This window comes from Pseudoxanthomonas sp. Root65, from assembly GCF_001427635.1.
Classification (GTDB): Bacteria; Pseudomonadota; Gammaproteobacteria; order Xanthomonadales; family Xanthomonadaceae; genus Pseudoxanthomonas_A.
This window is the reverse complement of sequence record NZ_LMHA01000001.1, coordinates 2,129,185-2,145,065: the sequence shown is the minus strand read 5'-3', so window position 1 is coordinate 2,145,065 and position 15,881 is coordinate 2,129,185. Positions and strand designations below refer to the sequence as shown.

The window sequence follows — 15,881 nt, the reverse complement described above, 5'->3', positions numbered from 1 at the left end:
CATCGTGCCCATGGCGACGCTACAGGAACCTTGCCCGCTCCTCGTCCGTCGGCACGCGGCATTCGGTCGTGCCGAACAGGCGGTAGCGATGCCGTGCGATCCAACGGTAGAGCGGATCGCGCACGAAGCGCGGCACCCAGGCGATCATGCCGGCGAGTCGCCACGCGCCGCCCAGGCCGGTCAGCACGCGCTGGATCGCATCGCTGTCCGTCCAGGCCTGCGTTCCGTCCACCAGCAGGAACGACGCCGGATCGTCGGGGTCCAGTCCGTGCGTCGCCAGCAGCGCACGCCCTGATGCCGACTGCATCGCGGCGAAGCGGTAGCGCCCGGCGCGGTCGTGCTTCAGCAGGAACCGCACCCAGCCGTTGCACAGCACGCAGATGCCATCGAAGACGATGATCGGGCCATCGCGGCGCGCGGGATCATCCGGCATCCAGCCATCCCCGGTAATGCACCAGCCGACCGGCTAGCGGCAACGCCGCCCATACATCGAACCGGTAGCGTTCGCCCTCGGCGGATTCGCGCGCACCCACGCCGGTGAACCAGCGCGCGGGCAGCGACAGGCCGAACACGCGGACGCGCACCACGCGCCAGACGATGGCCGCGTCCACGACCTCCAGCCGGAAACCGAAGGTCGCCAGCCCGAGGCGCTCGCACAGCACGTCGCCGTCGCGCCACAGGCGCGAGGGCATCGCGCGGCCGCCGATGAAGCGGGTCCAGCGCTCGGAGTCCGGCGACGCATCGATCTCCACGCAGAGCGGGCCGTCGCCGGCGGGCGGGAGGTGCGTGGCGGCCGCCACGATCCGCGACAGCGCGCCACCGCCGCGCTCGACGGCGACATCACCCCGATACCGGTGGATGCCCTGCGCCAGATGCAGTGCACGCACCGGCGCCGGCAGCGTATCGAACGCTGGCCCCAGCAACTGCGCGAACAGCGACCTTACGGCTGCATCCATGCCAGCGTGGCGATGCGGCCACTGCGACCGTCGCGGCGGTGCGAGAAGAAGCGTGCAGGCTCGCTGATCGTGCAGAGATCGCCGCCGTGGATGTCGGTGGGCGCCATGCCACGTGCGACGAGCCGTCGGCGTGCGAGTGCCGGCAGATCGGCCAGCCAATGGCCCACGCGCGTCGGCACGAAGCAGCCTTCGGCGTCCGCATCGTGGGCGACGAACACGTCGAAGACGTCCCTGCCCACTTCGTAGCGTGCTGGTCCCGCCGCCGGGCCGATCCAGGCGATCACCTCCGCCGGCGGTGTCCGCATCGCCGCCAGCGTGACCTCCAGCATCCCTTTCGACAGCCCGGGCCAGCCAGCGTGCGCAGTGGCGATCTCGCGGCCGTCCTTGGCCGCGAACACCACCGGCAGGCAATCGGCGGTCAGGATCGCCAGGACCACGCCGGGGGTCGAGGTCACCAGCGCATCGGCCACAGGTTCCGTGGCATCCGGATCGGCGGGGGTTTCAACGCGCAGCACATCGATGCCGTGCACCTGCTTCAGCCAGTGCGGCGGTGACGGCAGGCCGGCGAGTTCGACCAGTTGCGCACGGTTGCGCGCCACCGTGGCCGGATCATCGCCGTCGGCGGCGTATTTGTTGCCGAGATTGAAGGTGTCGAACGGCGCGGCCGACACGCCGGCGCCATGCCGCAGCGTGGTGAACGCGTGCACGCCGGCCGGTGCCGGCCAGTCGGCAAGCACCGCCGGCGCGCGGTTCATCCGCGCTGGGCCTTGCTGTCGGCGCGCAACGCCGCCAGCAGCGCGACCATGTCGGCCGGCACCGGTGCGGAGACGCGGACAGGCTCGCCGCTGACGGGATGGGCGAACTCCAGCGTTTCGGCATGCAACGCCTGCCGCCGGAAGCTGCGCAGCACGGCGATCAGCTCCTCGCTGGCCCCCTTCGGCAGCCGCAACGGACCGCCATACAGCGGATCGCCGATGATCGGGTACTTGATGTGCGCCATGTGCACGCGGATCTGGTGCGTACGGCCGGTTTCCAGCCGGCATTCCAGTGCCGTGTGTGCGCGGAAACGCTCGCGCAGCCGGTAATGCGTGACGGCGTCGCGTCCGTCTTCGCGCACGGCCATCTTCAGGCGGTCGCGCGGATGGCGGTCGATCGGCGCATTGGCGGTGCCACCGGACACCATCGCCCCGACCACCACGGCCAGGTACTGGCGGTGCACGTCGCGCGAGGCCAGCTGCGCCACCAGCGAGGTGTGCGCCGGCACCGTGCGTGCCACCACCATGACGCCGGAGGTGTCCTTGTCCAGCCGGTGCACAATCCCCGCGCGCGGCAGTGCCGACAGCGACGGATCGCGGAACAGCAGCGCATTGACCAGCGTGCCGGTCGGATTGCCGGCGCCGGGGTGCACGACCAGGCCGGCCGGCTTGTCCAGCACGAAGACGTGCTCGTCCTCGTACAGGATGTCCAGCGGGATGTCCTCGGGCTCGGCATGGGTCTGGGTATCCAGCACCACGTCCAAGCTGGCGGTCTCGCCGCCGCGGACGGGGTCGCGCGGGCGCACCACCTGGCCGTCCAGCAGGGCGTTGCCGGACTTGATCCACTCGGTCAGGCGCGAGCGGGAGAATTCGGGGAACAGTTCCGCCAGGGCGGCGTCGAAGCGCCGTCCGGCGGCGCTGTCGGGCACGATCGCGGTGCGGAGGGTGTCGGGGGTATCGGGTTCGGTCATGCTCAAGGACGTCCAGGCAGGCCATGTCCCGGTCCGTATTGGCCGAATGTTCATGGCGAAGGCGGCGCCTAGGCTATCATCGACGGCCTGTTTCCCTGCCGCGGCCTGCCGCCAGCCCATGACCCAGCGTGCCTTCCCCCGCTTCTCCCGCTCTTCCGCGACCTCCCGCCTCGTGCTGCTGGCCTTGGTCGTCGCCTTCGCCGGCACCGGCTGCGGCAAGATCTTCAAGAAGAAGGACGCGGCCGAGAACCAGCCCGTCGAGGTGCTGTACGAGGAAGGCCACCGCTCGATGGTCAACAACAACTGGGACCGCGGCCTGCTGAACTTCCGCCGCCTGATCGCCCAGTACCCGTATGGCCCGTACACCGAGCAGGCGCTGATGGAAACCGCCTACGCCGAGTACAAGGCCGGCAAGCTGGACGAAGCCGTCACCACGATCGACCGCTTCATCCGCACCTACCCGACCCACCGCAACATCCCGTACATGTACTACCTGCGCGGGCTGGCCAATTCCAACCGCGACACGGTGTTCCTGCAGAAGGTGTGGCGCCTGGACGCCAGCCGCCGCGACCTGGCCACGCCGATGCAGGGCTACAACGACTTCGCCCGCGTCGCCGAGAACTATCCCAACAGCCGCTACGCCGCCGATGCGCGCCAGCGCATGATCGCGCTGCGCGACCAGTTCGCCCTGCACGAGCTGGACACCGCCATCTACTACCTGCGCCGCGACGCCTGGGTGTCGGCCGCCAGCCGCGCCCGCTACCTGCTGGAAACCTACCCGCAGAGCAGCTACCAGTACGACGCCGTGGCCGTGCTGGCCGAGGCCTACACCCACCTGGGCAACCAGACCCTGGCCGCCGACGCCAGGCGCGTGCTGGAACTCAACGACCCGCAGCACCCGTGGCTGGCCGGCAAGTTCCCGGACTACCCGTGGATGGTGCGCCGCCTCAACCCGTTCGCCGGCGAGAAGTCCAGCAACACGGTGGACCAGCGCAAGGACGACTGACCCGCCGGTCGGTCGCTGCAAGGAAAAAGGGCCGCAAGGCCCTTTTTCGTTTCCGCTTCCCGGTGCCGGGTCCTCACTCCGCGGCGCCACCCCTGTCCCAGTCGAAACGGGTCAGCACCGCCAGCTGACGCGGTTCCATCACGCCGTTGTGCTCGATCCCGTCGATCACCCAGGTAGGGAAGACGGTGACGCCGGCCGCCACGCAGGCGGAGGTCATCGGGGCATTGCGGCCGCCGGGTGCGCATTCCACATAAGGCAGCCGGTCCGCGGCATGGCCGAACACGCGCTTCTGCCGACTGCATTCCACGCACCACGACGCCCCATAGAACGTCGCGCCGTACGCGGACAGGTGCTGCGCCAGCGCCTCCGCACGACGGCTTTCCGGCCGCTGGTGCAGCAGGCCGCTCTGGTGCACGTGCAGGATCGCCACCACCAGCAGCACCGGCACCGCCTGCACGGCCCACCAACGGCCCCAGGCCTGGCCCGGCGCGGCGGCCGGACGCCGCAGCTGCAGCCACGCGAACATCGCCACCAGCACCGCCAGCGAGGCCAGGCAGCCCGCGCAGAACGCGTCCAGCACCAGCTTGCCCACCCCCGTCAGATACACGCTGATTGCCAGGCCCAGCAGCACCAGCCGCCACTGGCGCTGCCAGCGCAGCAGCGGCGACGCCTTGCGCGACAGCGATACCAGCGCGACCAGCGCGTACAGGCCGAAGCCCCACAGTGCCATCGGCACGCCGAGCAGCGTCGACCAACCGCTGCGCTGGATCGCATCGCAGCCCCCATCGGCGGTGCAGAACGCCGACGCCGATCCGCTGCCGGCCGTCCACACCAGATAACCGGTGATCAGCAGGCCCAGCACCGCCAGTGCCAGCATCACGCGGTCCGGAGGCGTGACCGGTCGTGGCGCAGCGACGGTGGGACGGTCGCGGTGCACCGCGCGCTTCTTCTTTCGGGTCATGCGTTACTCCGGCGAGGCGACGCGCTACTCACAGCGCGTACTTGTTGGTGATCGGGTAACGGCGCTCGCGGCCGAAGGCGCGGCGCGACACCTTCGGCCCGGGCGCGGCTTGGTGGCGCTTCCACTCGTTGATGCGCACCAGACGCAGCATGCGGTCGACCGTGGCGGCATCGAAGCCGGCGGCGACGATCTCGTCGCGCGACTGTTCCTGGTCCACGTAACGGAACAGGATGGCGTCCAGCACGTCGTACGGGGGCAGCGAATCCTGGTCCTTCTGGTTCTCGCGCAGCTCCGCGGACGGCGGACGGTCGATCACGGCCGGCGGGATCACCGGCGCGCCGCCGACCGTATTGCGCCAGCGTGCCAGCGCGAACACCTCGGTCTTGTACAGGTCCTTGATCGGCGCGTAGCCGCCGCACATGTCGCCGTAGATGGTGGCGTAACCCACCGCGTATTCGCTCTTGTTGCCGGTGGTCAGCAGCAGCCCGCCGAACTTGTTGCTCAGCGCCATCAGGATCACGCCGCGGCTGCGCGACTGCAGGTTCTCCTCGGTGGTGTCGGCGGGCTTGTCGCCGAACACCGGACCGAGCGCCTCGAGGAAGCCCTTGAACGGCGCCTCGATCGACACCGCTTCCAGCTTCACGCCCATCGCCGCGCATTGTTCCGCCGCCAGGTCGTTGGACAGGTCGGCGGTGTAGCGCGACGGCATCCGCACGGCGGTGGCGTTCTCGGCCCCCAGCGCGTCCACGGCCAGCGCCAGCACCAGCGCCGAGTCGATGCCGCCGGACAGGCCCAGCCACACTTTCGTGAAGCCGTTCTTCCCGCAGTAGTCGCGGATGCCGCGCACGATCGCGCGCCATGCCAGCGCATCGCGGCTCTCGTCGCCGTCGTCGACCCAGACGACGGGGCTGAAAGTCCGCGCCGCCACGTCGAAATCGACCACCAGCCACTGGTCGGTGAACGCCGCCGCGGCCGGATGCACGGCGCCGTCGCCGTCGGCCACCACCGACGCACCGTCGAACACCACCGCGTCCTGCCCGCCCACCACGTTGAGGTAGGCCAGCGCCATGCCGGTCTCGCGCGTGCGTTCGGCGATCAGCGCATCGCGCTGGGCATGCTTGTCGCGGTCGAACGGCGAGGCGTTCGGCACCAGCGTCAGCACCGCGCCGGCCCTGGCGGTGTCGGCCAGCGGCTCGGGAAACCACAGGTCCTCGCAGATCACCAGCCCCAGCGGCACACCCTTGACCTCGAAGGTGCAGGCGCCGCCGTCCGGGTCCACGTCGAAATAGCGGCGCTCATCGAACACCGCGTAATTGGGCAGTTCGCGCTTGCGGTAGGTCGCCTCGACCGCACCGTCGCGCAACACGCTGGCCGCGTTGTAAACCACGCTGCCCGCGCTCTGCGGCCAGCCCACCACGGCGACGATGCCGTGCGTGGTGGCGGCGATCTGCGTCAGCGCCGTCTCGCAGTCGGCCAGAAAACGCGGGCGCAGCAGCAGGTCCTCCGGCGGGTAGCCGCTGACCGCCAGCTCGGGGAACAGCACCACGTCGGCTCCGTACTCGTCGCGCGCCTCGGCGATCATGCGCTGGATGCTCGCGCTGTTCTGCGCGACGCCGCCGACGGGGAAGTCGAACTGCGCCATGGCGATGCGGAGGGTGTGGGTCATGTCAGCCTTCGGTGTCTGCCCCTTCCCCCGCATGCGGGGGAAGGCTGGGATGGGGGCGAGTGTCCGAAAGTCGGCGGAGGATCAGCGCCCGGACACCTTCGAGGTTCGCCATGACCTCATTATTCCAGAAGCGCAGCACACGGAACCCTTCGCGATGCAGGAAGACCTCGCGGTCGCGATCCGAAGCAGCGTCCATGTGCTGACCGCCATCCACCTCGATGATCAGTCCTGCTTCCAGACAGGCGAAATCGGCGATGTAGGGGCCGACGGCATGCTGGCGACGGAAGCGGAAGCCTTCCAGTTGCCGCCGGCAGAGAATGCTCCACAGGCGGCGTTCCGCGAACGTCATGTCGCGGCGGAGCTCGCGCGCGCGGTTGCGTTTCTGTCCTTGGCGCATGGGCACGTCCTGTGCGGTGGCTGACGGTGCAGTTTGCCCCCATCCCAGCCTTCCCCCGCAAGCGGGGGAAGGGGCTGACCGCGCACGGATCGGGATCGGGATCGGGATCGGGATCGGGATCGGGATCGGGGTCGGGATCGGGATCGAGGTCGGGATCGGGGTCGGGGTCGGGAACTGGGACCGCGACCGGGCGACTCCGCCGATCTCGGACACGGCCCCCTCCTCCGCTTGCGGGGGAGGGTTGGAGTGGGGGCGACGAAGCCCATGCCTCCACACTTGCCCAGAAAAAATCCGAGCGCCCCCGAAAAACAGAAAGCCGCCCGAAGGCGGCTTCCCGTACTACGTCCTAAGGCCCGATTTACTTCTTCAGGCGCGCCGCAATCGCCGCACCCAGGTCGCCCGGCGAGCGGACCGTGGTGACGCCCGCGGCTTCCATCGCCGCGAACTTGCCCTCCGCCGTGCCCTTGCCGCCGCTGGCGATGGCGCCGGCGTGACCCATGCGCTTACCGGCCGGGGCCGACGCACCGGCGATGAAGCCGACGACCGGCTTCTTCACGTGCGCCTTGATGTACTCGGCGCCGGCTTCCTCGGCGTCGCCGCCGATCTCGCCGACCATGATGATGCCTTCGGTCTGCGGGTCTTCGTTGAACAGCTTCAGGCAGTCGACGAAGTTCAGACCGTTGATCGGGTCGCCGCCGATGCCGATGCAGGTCGACTGGCCCAGGCCCACTTCGGTGGTCTGCTTGACCGCTTCATAGGTCAGCGTGCCCGAGCGCGACACGATGCCGATCTTGCCCGGCATGTGGATGTGGCCCGGCATGATGCCGATCTTGCACTCGCCCGGGGTGATCACGCCGGGGCAGTTCGGGCCGACCAGCACGGTGTCCGGATGGGCGCGGGTCAGCACGTTCTTGACGCGCAGCATGTCCAGCACCGGGATGCCTTCGGTGATGCAGACGATGACCTTGATGCCGGCCGCGGCCGCTTCAAGGATGGCGTCGGCCGCGAACGGCGGCGGGACGTAGATGACGGACGCGTCGGCGCCGGTGCTCTTGACCGCATCGGCCACGGTGTCGAACACCGGCAGGTCGATGTGCGTGGTGCCGCCCTTGCCGGGCGTGACGCCGCCGACGACCTGGGTGCCGTACTCGATCATCTGGGTGGCGTGGAAGGTGCCCTGCTGGCCAGTGAAGCCCTGCACGATCACCTTGGTGTTCTTGTTGATCAAAACGCTCATGGATAGTTCCTTCGGTGTCGTGGATCAGGCGGCAGCTTTGACGGCAGCGACGACCTTCTTGGCACCGTCGTTGATGTTGTCGGCCGGGATGATGGCCATGCCGCTGTCGCGCAGCAGTTGCTTGCCTTCTTCCACGTTGGTGCCTTCCAGGCGCACGACCACCGGCACCTTGACGCCCACTTCCTTCACCGCGGCGATGATGCCCTCGGCGATCATGTCGCAGCGGACGATGCCGCCGAAGATGTTGACGAAGATACCTTCGACCTTGTCCGAGGACAGGATCAGCTTGAACGCCTCGATCACGCGCTGCTTGTTGGCGCCGCCGCCCACGTCGAGGAAGTTCGCCGGCTCGCCGCCGTTGAGCTTGATGACGTCCATGGTGGCCATGGCCAGGCCCGCGCCGTTGACCATGCAGCCGATGTTGCCGTCCATGGTCACGTAGTTGATGTCCATCTCCGAGGCCAGCACTTCGGTCTCGTCTTCCTGGCTCTTGTCGCGCATGGCGACCAGGTCCTTGTGGCGGAAGGCGGCGTTGTCGTCGCTGTTGAACTTGCCGTCCAGCGCGTACAGGTTGCCGTCGTCCAGGATCGCCAGCGGGTTGATCTCCACCAGCGCCAGGTCCTTCTCGTTGAAGATGCGGTAGAGGTTCACCATGATGCTGGCGAACTGACCCGCCTGCTTGGCGGTCAGGCCCATCTTGAAGCCGAACTCGCGGCCCTGGTACGGCTGCACGCCTTCGACGAAGTCGACGTTGAGGCTGTGGATCTTGTCCGGCGTCTCGGCCGCGACCTGCTCGATCTCCACGCCGCCCTCGGACGAGGCGATGTAGGTGATGGTGCGGGTGCCGCGATCGACCAGCACCGACAGGTACAGCTCCTTGACGATCTCGCCGGCGGTGGTCACCAGCACCAGGTTGACCGGCAGCTCGACGCCGGCGGTCTGGTAGGTGGCCATCTTGGTGCCCAGCATCTTGCCGGCGGCCGCCTTCACATCATCGACGGTCTTGCAGAACTTGACGCCGCCGGCCTTGCCGCGACCGCCCGCGTGGATCTGGGCTTTGACCATCCAGGGGCCGTTGCCGAGGGACTGGGCGGCCGCGACCGCTTCGTCTGCCGTTGCCGCGACTTTGCCGGCCGGGACCGGGATGCCGTACTCGGCCAGCAGCTGCTTGGCCTGATATTCGTGGAAATTCATGCGTCACCGTGGGTAGGGAACAGAAGACATCGCCCGGGCCGGGGCCACGGGGGCGGCGGCTGGGCGAGCCCCCTATTGTCGCCGACGCGGCCGGAGGGCGCAAAACCCGGGACCTAAGCCTTTGGTGGCAAAGGGCCGGCCGGGCGCGACGGCGGCCCGCATGCCTATACTGTGCCCCTCGCTACCGGGGAAGTACGCGTTTGCGCCAGGCCCAGTCGCTCCTGTCCCGCATCGAATCGGTCCCGCGCCGCGAACTGTATTTCTTCGCGCTCTACCGAGTGCTGGAAGCCGGCATCCTGGCGGCGCTGATGTTCAGCCCGCTGGGCAGCGTGCTGGGCGAGCCCCGCCACCCGGACCTAGGCACGGTGGTCACCATCGCCTACCTGGTGCTGGCGCTAATACTTTTCTTCGTTGGCCGCAGCGTGCAATGGCTGGTCTGGATCGTCTTCGCCAGCGTCTGCATCGACATCCTCGTCGCCGCCCTGATCACCCACGCCCTACCCAATGCCACCGCTGGCGTGGCGATGATGCTGCTGTTCAACGTCTCGGCGGCGGCGCTGCTGCTGCCGTCCACGCGGATGGCGCTGGTCGTGGCGCTGATGGCGATCGCCGCCCTGTTCGGCGAGTACTTGGTCACCCTCTTCCATGACCAGAGCGAGAGCCGCTCGCTGGCCGAGGTCATCATGTTCGCGGTCAGTTACCTGGCCCTGGCCTACCTGGCGCACCAGGCTGGTCAGAAGGCGCGCCACAGCCAGGCGCTGGCGGAGAAGCGTGGCGAGGAAGTCGCCAACCTGTTCGAGGTCAACGAACTGATCATCCGCCGCATGCGCACCGGGGTGCTCGTGGTCGACGCGGACAACCACATCAAGCTGGCCAACGAGGCCGCCAGCCTGCTGCTCGGCGAGGGCGGCGACGGCCAGGGTGCGGACGGCCAGGGCGTCTCGCTGCTGCATGCCGCGCCGGAGCTCGCCCGCCGCCTGCAGCGCTGGCGCAACGGCTGGCAGACCGACGAAACGCCCATGCAGTTCACCCCCGACCAGCCGGAAGTACAACCGCGCTTCGCCCGCCTGCTGGCCGACAGCGAGACCTCGCTGATCTTCCTGGACGACGCCACGGTGGTCTCGCGCCGGGCCGAGTCGCTGACCCTGGCCGCGCTGGGCCGCTTCTCGGCCAGCCTGGCGCACGAGATCCGCAATCCTCTGGCCGCGATCAACTATGCGGTGCAGTTGCTGGAAGAATCCCCGCACGTCAACGACGGCGACCGCCGCCTGCTGCAGATCATCCACCAGCAGTGCCAGCGCACCAACGGCATCGTCGAGAGCGTGCTGGGCCTGGCCCGTCGCGAACGCGCCACGCCCGAGCACGTCGACCTCAACACCTTCGTCCGCCGCTTCGTCGACGACTACCAGCAGACGCTCTCCATCGAGACCGACACGCTGGAAACCATCATCGGCGCCAAGGCGGTGCCGGCGCTGGTCGACCCGCGCCACCTGCAGCAGGTGGTGACCGTGCTGGTGCAGAACGCGCTGAACTACGGCCGCCTGCCCGGCGAATCCGCGCGCATCCGGGTGCGCGTGTTCAATGCCGAAGGCCGCCCCACCCTGGACGTGATGGACCGGGGCCCCGGCATTCCGGACGCCGTGGCGGCCCAGCTGTTCCGCCCGTTCTTCACCACCTCCGAGCACGGCACGGGCCTGGGGTTGTATATCGCCCGCGAACTCTGCCGCGCCAATCAGGCCACGCTGGAATACGTCCCCGTGCCCGGCGGCGGCGCCTGCTTCCGCGTCACCCTGCCCGGCCCGCATGCGCTGCTGCCGGCGTAGTGGCACACCCGGAATGCGGCAACCGCGGTGCCGGCATCATGTCCATCCGTCGCCTACCATGTTTAACATTCACTGGGTACACTGCCGGCACAGGGGCAGTAGGGGGAATGCATGAATCAAAGCCGTAGCGCCCTGATCGTCGACGACGAACGCGACATCCGTGAACTGCTGACGCTGACGCTGGGCCGCATGGGCCTGCGCATCGACACCGCCGCCAATCTCGGCGAGGCCCGCGAACTGCTGGGCCGCAACACCTACGATCTTTGCTTCACCGACATGCGCCTGCCCGATGGCAACGGCATCGACCTGGTCGGCGAGATCGCGCGCAACTACCCCAATACCCCGGTCGCCATGATCACCGCGTTCGGCAACATCGAGCTGGCGGTGGAAGCGCTGAAAGCCGGCGCCTTCGACTTCGTCAGCAAGCCGGTCGACCTGACCGTGCTGCGCGGGCTGGTGAAGCATGCGTTGGAACTGAACAACAGCGATCGCGCGCCGCCCGCTCCGCCGCCGCCGGAGCAGGCCAGCCGCCTGCTCGGCGCGTCGGCGGCGATGGATGGCCTGCGTGAAACCATCGGCAAGGTCGCCCGCAGCCAGGCGCCGGTCTACATCATGGGCGAGTCCGGCACCGGCAAGGAGCTGGTGGCGCGCACCATCCACGAGCAGGGCGCGAGGGCGTCCGGGCCGTTCATCCCGGTCAACTGTGGCGCGATTCCGGCCGAACTGATGGAAAGCGAGTTCTTCGGCCACAAGAAGGGCAGCTTCACCGGCGCGCATGCCGACAAACAGGGTCTGTTCCAGGCGGCCAATGGCGGCACGCTGTTCCTGGATGAGGTGGCCGAGCTGCCGCTGCCGATGCAGGTGAAGCTGCTGCGCGCCATCCAGGAGAAAGCCATACGCCCGGTCGGCGCGTCCGGCGAGGTGCTGGTGGACGTGCGCATCCTGTCGGCCACGCACAAGGACCTGGGCGAGTTGGCGGCCGACGGCCGCTTCCGCCATGACCTGTACTACCGCATCAACGTCATCGAGCTGCGGGTGCCGCCGTTGCGCGAGCGCACTGGCGACCTGTCGCAGCTGACCACGGCGATCCTGGAGCGTCTGGCCGCCCAGCACGGCCGGATGGCGCCTTCCGTCTCGCCGGAGGCGATGGAGGCGTTGGGGCGCTATCCGTTCCCGGGCAATGTGCGCGAGCTGGAGAACATCCTGGAGCGGGCGCTGGCCATGTCGGAGGGCCACAGCATCGAGATCGACGACCTGTACCTGCCGCAGGCGCCGGCCGGGAAGAAGTTCGGTGGCGACTTCAGCCCGGGCGAGGTGATCCGCGATGCGCCCGGCGCGCTCGACGTGGACCCGGCCGCGGGCGCGCTACCCGACTACATCGAGCAGTTGGAACGCGCGGCCATCCAGAAGGCGCTGGAGGAGAACCGCTGGAACAAGACCAAGGCGGCCGCCCAGTTGGGCATCACCTTCCGGGCGCTGCGCTACAAGCTCAAGAAGCTGGGGATGGAGTAGGCGGCGCAGAGTCTTCCGCCCCACGCATATATATGTCTCGCCACAAGCGTGCGCCGCATCGCACAGTGACCCGAGGGTGACGCATCACGTCACTTTATGACGTGACGGGTCATGTAACCAAAGGTGTGTCAGGGAATTGGCGCACGCGGCTGCGGAATGGCCATTCTCAAATGTGTGACACGATCCGGGAATGGACACAGTTCCCGATACACAACGCAAAAGAATGATGCGATAGTCCCGCCCGACTTCGGTGTCAGGGTTTCCTCCCGGGGAAGTGTGGGGGAATCGCTGGGGGTATCAGAAGTTGGCACGCATCCTGCTCTACATCCCTGCACGCGTCGTATCGCTGTACGCGGCGCCCACGGTCCATGTAGGGACACGGGGCTTGTGTCCCACAACCATCAAGCCAATCCTGAAAGGGGAAATACCATGAAGAAGAACGCCCAGGGCTTCACCCTGATCGAACTGATGATCGTCGTCGCCATCATCGCCATCCTGGCCGCCATCGCGCTGCCGGCGTACAACAACTACCGCATCCGTTCGGCCGAGAATGCGTGCCTCGGCGAAGCCAAGGCCTACATGAACGCCTACATCTCGGCTTCGGTTTCTGACATGACCCTGCCGTCCTTCACCGCCAGCGCTTGCACGGCGGGCGCCGGCGCCACCGGCACCTTCACCAGCGCCGATCCTGGCGTGCGTGACCCGGCCTGCGACCCGGATTCGGGCACCTGCTCGCTCAACTAATTTGAAAGGGCTCAGCCCAGTCAAATGATGAGTTGGAAAGCCCCTCGGAAGAGGGGCTTTTTTTCTGCCCTGCCCCCCCCCGCCAGCGAACAACATAGTTTAGAAGGTCATCGTACAGAGACGTCCATCACGATTCATACAAGAAACGTCCTGCTGCACGTTTTTCTGGCCCACTACTTGCTCTTGATTCGCCCAGAGGCAATCGTTGCCTGGGGACTTCAACATGCGCGGTACTGCACGCGGCTTCACGCTGATCGAATTGATGATCGTGGTTGCGATTATCGCCATCTTGGCGGCCATCGCGCTGCCCGCCTACAACAACTATCGCATCCGATCTGCAGAGAACGCGTGCCTAGCAGAAACTAAGAATTACGCCAGCTTCGCCTTGGCTGCGCTTTACAACGACACTTCCCAATCCGCACCGATTCTCGGTGCCTGCACAAGCATCGATGTGTTCACAGACATCAATACCGATATAAGCGGGACGCCCCAGTCGCCCGGCAACCGAGCAACGACCTGCGACATGAATACCGGAAGCTGCTCGTTGAACTAAGCTCGACGCCTGCGAACGCACCGCGATTGAAGCATAGCTAAACGTTCTCCCGTGCTTGCGAAAGAAGCCGTCGATAACATTAGTAGCGCAAAAAGCATACCGCACCTCTTGCTTTTGGTCAGGCGCCTGGAAACTAGCCTCATAGGATCTCCGGCATGCGAACATCTGCATTCCGGCCAAGGCGTCTAACCACTCGAATGCGAATGCCCCATACCCGCGGTCGTTTCCTTCTCCTAAGCTGTCTCGTCGCACTGTTTGCGGGCATCGTGTTTGTCCCCGGGCTGCCCGGCGCCTTTGTTTTCGATGACATCCCAAACATCGTCAACAACAAAGCGGTGCATTTGACCCGCCTAGATGCGGAGGCACTGCATGAGGTGGCATTCAGTCCGCAGTTGTCTGGCTCAATGCGGGTGCTGCCCACACTCAGTTTTGCACTAGATTACTGGCGCGGCGAAGGCGCAGATGCGGCAACCTTTCGAATTACGAACATCGTCATCCATGCGCTAACCGCTTTTATGTTGGCGTGGTTCTTCCGTAGCTTGCTGCTGGCCTCAGGACTCGCGGCCGAAAGAGTGCGTTGGGCTGCCCCGGTCCTCGCGCTGGCATGGGCCGCTCATCCGCTGCATGCGTCATCGGTACTGTATGTCGTACAGCGCATCCAGACCATGGGTACGCTGTTCCTGATTCTGGCTCTTTGGACCTACCTCGTTGCCCGCAAGGCACAGATTGAAGGCCGCTCTGGTCGGACGGGTATGCTGCTTACCGTGATGCTCTGGTTCGCAGCTTTGGGCTGCAAAGAGGACTCCGTTCTTCTACCTGCATATACTCTAGCTCTGGAGTTGACGGTACTGCGCTTCGGCGCAGCCGACATGCGTTTGGCCAAGAACCTTCGCCGTTGGTACACGATCGCAGCAATCGCTGGCGCTGCGGCCTACCTGTTTCTGGTGGTGCCTCATTTCTGGCACTGGGATGCGTATCCAGGCCGGAATTTCTCTACGTTGGAGCGACTGCTGACCCAGGCCCGCGTACTCTGTTTGTATCTGTCACAAATCATGTTGCCCGCGCCGCAACATATGCCGTTCTACTATGACTGGATACAGCCGTCGCGCAGCCTACTGCAGCCATGGACCACGCTTCCGGCCATTGTCGCGCTGCTGTGCTTGCTGGGCGCTGCTTGGCGCTTTCGCATGCGCTGGCCCTTGTTTTCCTTGGGTGTCTTCCTGTTCTTCAGTGCACACTTCGTCGCCAGCAACGTGGTGGGACTTGAACTCGCTTTCGAGCATCGCAATCATTTCGCGTTAGTAGGTGCCGTTCTGGCCATCGGCAGTATTCTCGTATATGTCAGCCAGCGCATAAGGATGCCGAGCGGCGCAGCGACCTTCACCTGCATTACGCTGCTGATAGCGCTCGGCGGGGCCACCGCATGGCGTGCGCATAGCTGGAGTGGAAAATTGAAGCTCGCGCACACGAGCACCGAACTCGCACCACACTCAGCTCGAGCATGGATTGCGCTGTGTTCAAGCTACTTCCAGGAAGGCGGTGGCGCAAAGAAGGAAAACCCCTATCTAAGCCAAGCGATCGACGCATGCGCCCAAGGAGCAAACAACGCTCCGTATGCGCTCAACAGCACCGCGCTTCTGGTCGTTCTGAAGACTCTCCGCGGCGATGTAACTCAGCAGGATTGGGACCGATTCCAGCAAAGACTGGAGACGGTAAGCATGAGTTTCGACAACCGCAGGGCACCTCAAATCCTCACTCATCATGCGCTCAATGGCGTCGAGCTGGACAAGCAAGGGTTGCTCAAAGCACTTTCAACCTTGGTTCAGAGGGCACCTTTGAATCCTGCTGAGGTTGCCTCAATCGGAAACTTCGTCATGAACGATCTTTCCGAGCCGGATCAGGCAATGCCTTACTTCATCAAAGCGATAAGCGCCGCACCACCCTACGATGTCTATTCTCAGGAGCTTGCTGCTGAACTGAGAGAGAAAGGCAGGCCAGATCTAGCAAGGACAATCGACAAACTCGTGGCTAGCAGGCTTGCTGCCCCTGCAACCCCCGTCCAGACACCCAACAACTGAACTAGATCGCCCGCTCCCAAAACGGAAG

The 15,881-nt window shown here is 66.2% G+C and carries 14 protein-coding genes and 1 pseudogene; 6 read left to right on the top strand and 9 right to left on the bottom strand.

Translation table 11 applies throughout. The features are described 5' to 3' along the window. Positions 1–19: 19 nt before the first annotated feature. The 4 genes from ASD77_RS09565 to rluD are packed head-to-tail and all read right to left on the bottom strand — an operon-like array spanning position 20 to position 2,682. Positions 20–433 carry a thiol-disulfide oxidoreductase DCC family protein gene (locus tag ASD77_RS09565; RefSeq protein WP_055940334.1) on the bottom strand — a complete coding sequence of 138 codons (414 nt, stop codon included), beginning with the start codon at positions 431–433 and terminating at the stop codon, positions 20–22. Next, entirely contained in the window at positions 423–956 is a 534-nt protein-coding gene (locus tag ASD77_RS09560; protein WP_055940332.1) for a DUF4166 domain-containing protein, read from the bottom strand. The genes ASD77_RS09565 and ASD77_RS09560 overlap by 11 nt, the downstream gene beginning before the upstream one ends. Next, entirely contained in the window at positions 941–1,711 is a 771-nt protein-coding gene (gene pgeF, locus ASD77_RS09555) for a peptidoglycan editing factor PgeF (RefSeq protein WP_055940331.1), read from the bottom strand. The genes ASD77_RS09560 and pgeF overlap by 16 nt, the downstream gene beginning before the upstream one ends. Then, on the bottom strand, positions 1,708–2,682 hold the full coding sequence (gene rluD / locus ASD77_RS09550; protein WP_055940328.1) for a 23S rRNA pseudouridine(1911/1915/1917) synthase RluD: 975 nt from the start codon (positions 2,680–2,682) through the stop codon (positions 1,708–1,710). Before rluD ends, pgeF begins: the two co-directional genes overlap by 4 nt. 118 nt (positions 2,683–2,800) lie before the next feature. On the opposite strand from rluD, the gene ASD77_RS09545 reads away from it, so the two are divergent. Beyond that, a complete protein-coding gene (locus ASD77_RS09545) occupies positions 2,801–3,688 on the top strand; it encodes an outer membrane protein assembly factor BamD (protein WP_055940326.1) in 888 nt (295 codons plus the stop codon). 73 nt (positions 3,689–3,761) lie between these two features. On the opposite strand, the gene ASD77_RS09540 is transcribed toward ASD77_RS09545, so the two are convergent. The 5 genes from ASD77_RS09540 to sucC all read right to left on the bottom strand — a co-directional run bounded on the left by ASD77_RS09540 (position 3,762) and on the right by sucC (position 9,143). Then, positions 3,762–4,649, bottom strand: a complete 888-nt coding sequence (locus ASD77_RS09540) for a vitamin K epoxide reductase family protein (RefSeq protein ID WP_082563198.1) — start codon at positions 4,647–4,649, stop codon at positions 3,762–3,764. A gap of 28 nt (positions 4,650–4,677) precedes the next feature. Then, on the bottom strand, positions 4,678–6,315 hold the full coding sequence (locus ASD77_RS09535; RefSeq protein ID WP_055940324.1) for an NAD+ synthase: 1,638 nt from the start codon (positions 6,313–6,315) through the stop codon (positions 4,678–4,680). Position 6,316: 1 nt separating this feature from the next. Beyond that, positions 6,317–6,712 (bottom strand): DUF559 domain-containing protein, encoded by a 396-nt coding sequence (locus ASD77_RS17745; protein ID WP_082563197.1) that lies wholly within the window; start codon positions 6,710–6,712, stop codon positions 6,317–6,319. A 358-nt stretch (positions 6,713–7,070) separates the two neighbouring features. Then, positions 7,071–7,949, bottom strand: coding sequence for a succinate--CoA ligase subunit alpha (gene sucD, locus ASD77_RS09525; RefSeq protein WP_055940320.1), 879 nt, complete (start codon positions 7,947–7,949; stop codon positions 7,071–7,073). Positions 7,950–7,973: 24 nt separating this feature from the next. Beyond that, a complete protein-coding gene (gene sucC, locus ASD77_RS09520) occupies positions 7,974–9,143 on the bottom strand; it encodes an ADP-forming succinate--CoA ligase subunit beta (RefSeq protein ID WP_055940318.1) in 1,170 nt (389 codons plus the stop codon). Positions 9,144–9,343: 200 nt separating this feature from the next. Here sucC and ASD77_RS09515 point away from each other — a divergent pair, with 200 nt between their 5' ends. The 5 genes and pseudogenes from ASD77_RS09515 (at position 9,344) to ASD77_RS09495 (ending at position 15,853) form a co-directional block, all read left to right on the top strand. Continuing rightward, the gene (locus tag ASD77_RS09515; RefSeq protein WP_055940315.1) at positions 9,344–10,966 is read left to right on the top strand and encodes an ATP-binding protein; all 1,623 of its coding nucleotides are present in this window, start codon (positions 9,344–9,346) and stop codon (positions 10,964–10,966) included. Between the two features lie 111 nt (positions 10,967–11,077). After that, positions 11,078–12,478, top strand: a complete 1,401-nt coding sequence (locus ASD77_RS09510; protein WP_055940313.1) for a sigma-54 dependent transcriptional regulator — start codon at positions 11,078–11,080, stop codon at positions 12,476–12,478. A gap of 429 nt (positions 12,479–12,907) precedes the next feature. Continuing rightward, positions 12,908–13,000, top strand: a pseudogene (locus tag ASD77_RS18375) (prepilin-type N-terminal cleavage/methylation domain-containing protein); the annotation flags it as partial. 445 nt (positions 13,001–13,445) lie between these two features. Further along, on the top strand, positions 13,446–13,775 hold the full coding sequence (locus ASD77_RS18665) for a prepilin-type N-terminal cleavage/methylation domain-containing protein (protein ID WP_055940309.1): 330 nt from the start codon (positions 13,446–13,448) through the stop codon (positions 13,773–13,775). Between the two features lie 203 nt (positions 13,776–13,978). Beyond that, positions 13,979–15,853 (top strand): hypothetical protein, encoded by a 1,875-nt coding sequence (locus ASD77_RS09495; protein ID WP_055940307.1) that lies wholly within the window; start codon positions 13,979–13,981, stop codon positions 15,851–15,853. Positions 15,854–15,881: the final 28 nt, after the last annotated feature.

Coding starts and splice junctions, on each gene's coding strand:
- rluD (WP_055940328.1), bottom strand. CDS start 2,682: ATGACCGAACCCGATACCCCCGACACCCTCCGCACCGCGATCGTGCCC.
- sucC (WP_055940318.1), bottom strand. CDS start 9,143: ATGAATTTCCACGAATATCAGGCCAAGCAGCTGCTGGCCGAGTACGGC.
- ASD77_RS17745 (WP_082563197.1), bottom strand. CDS start 6,712: ATGCGCCAAGGACAGAAACGCAACCGCGCGCGCGAGCTCCGCCGCGAC.
- ASD77_RS09540 (WP_082563198.1), bottom strand. CDS start 4,649: ATGACCCGAAAGAAGAAGCGCGCGGTGCACCGCGACCGTCCCACCGTC.
- ASD77_RS18665 (WP_055940309.1), top strand. CDS start 13,446: ATGCGCGGTACTGCACGCGGCTTCACGCTGATCGAATTGATGATCGTG.
- ASD77_RS09565 (WP_055940334.1), bottom strand. CDS start 433: ATGCCGGATGATCCCGCGCGCCGCGATGGCCCGATCATCGTCTTCGAT.
- ASD77_RS09510 (WP_055940313.1), top strand. CDS start 11,078: ATGAATCAAAGCCGTAGCGCCCTGATCGTCGACGACGAACGCGACATC.
- ASD77_RS09535 (WP_055940324.1), bottom strand. CDS start 6,315: ATGACCCACACCCTCCGCATCGCCATGGCGCAGTTCGACTTCCCCGTC.
- sucD (WP_055940320.1), bottom strand. CDS start 7,949: ATGAGCGTTTTGATCAACAAGAACACCAAGGTGATCGTGCAGGGCTTC.
- ASD77_RS09495 (WP_055940307.1), top strand. CDS start 13,979: ATGCCCCATACCCGCGGTCGTTTCCTTCTCCTAAGCTGTCTCGTCGCA.
- ASD77_RS09545 (WP_055940326.1), top strand. CDS start 2,801: ATGACCCAGCGTGCCTTCCCCCGCTTCTCCCGCTCTTCCGCGACCTCC.
- ASD77_RS09560 (WP_055940332.1), bottom strand. CDS start 956: ATGGATGCAGCCGTAAGGTCGCTGTTCGCGCAGTTGCTGGGGCCAGCG.
- pgeF (WP_055940331.1), bottom strand. CDS start 1,711: ATGAACCGCGCGCCGGCGGTGCTTGCCGACTGGCCGGCACCGGCCGGC.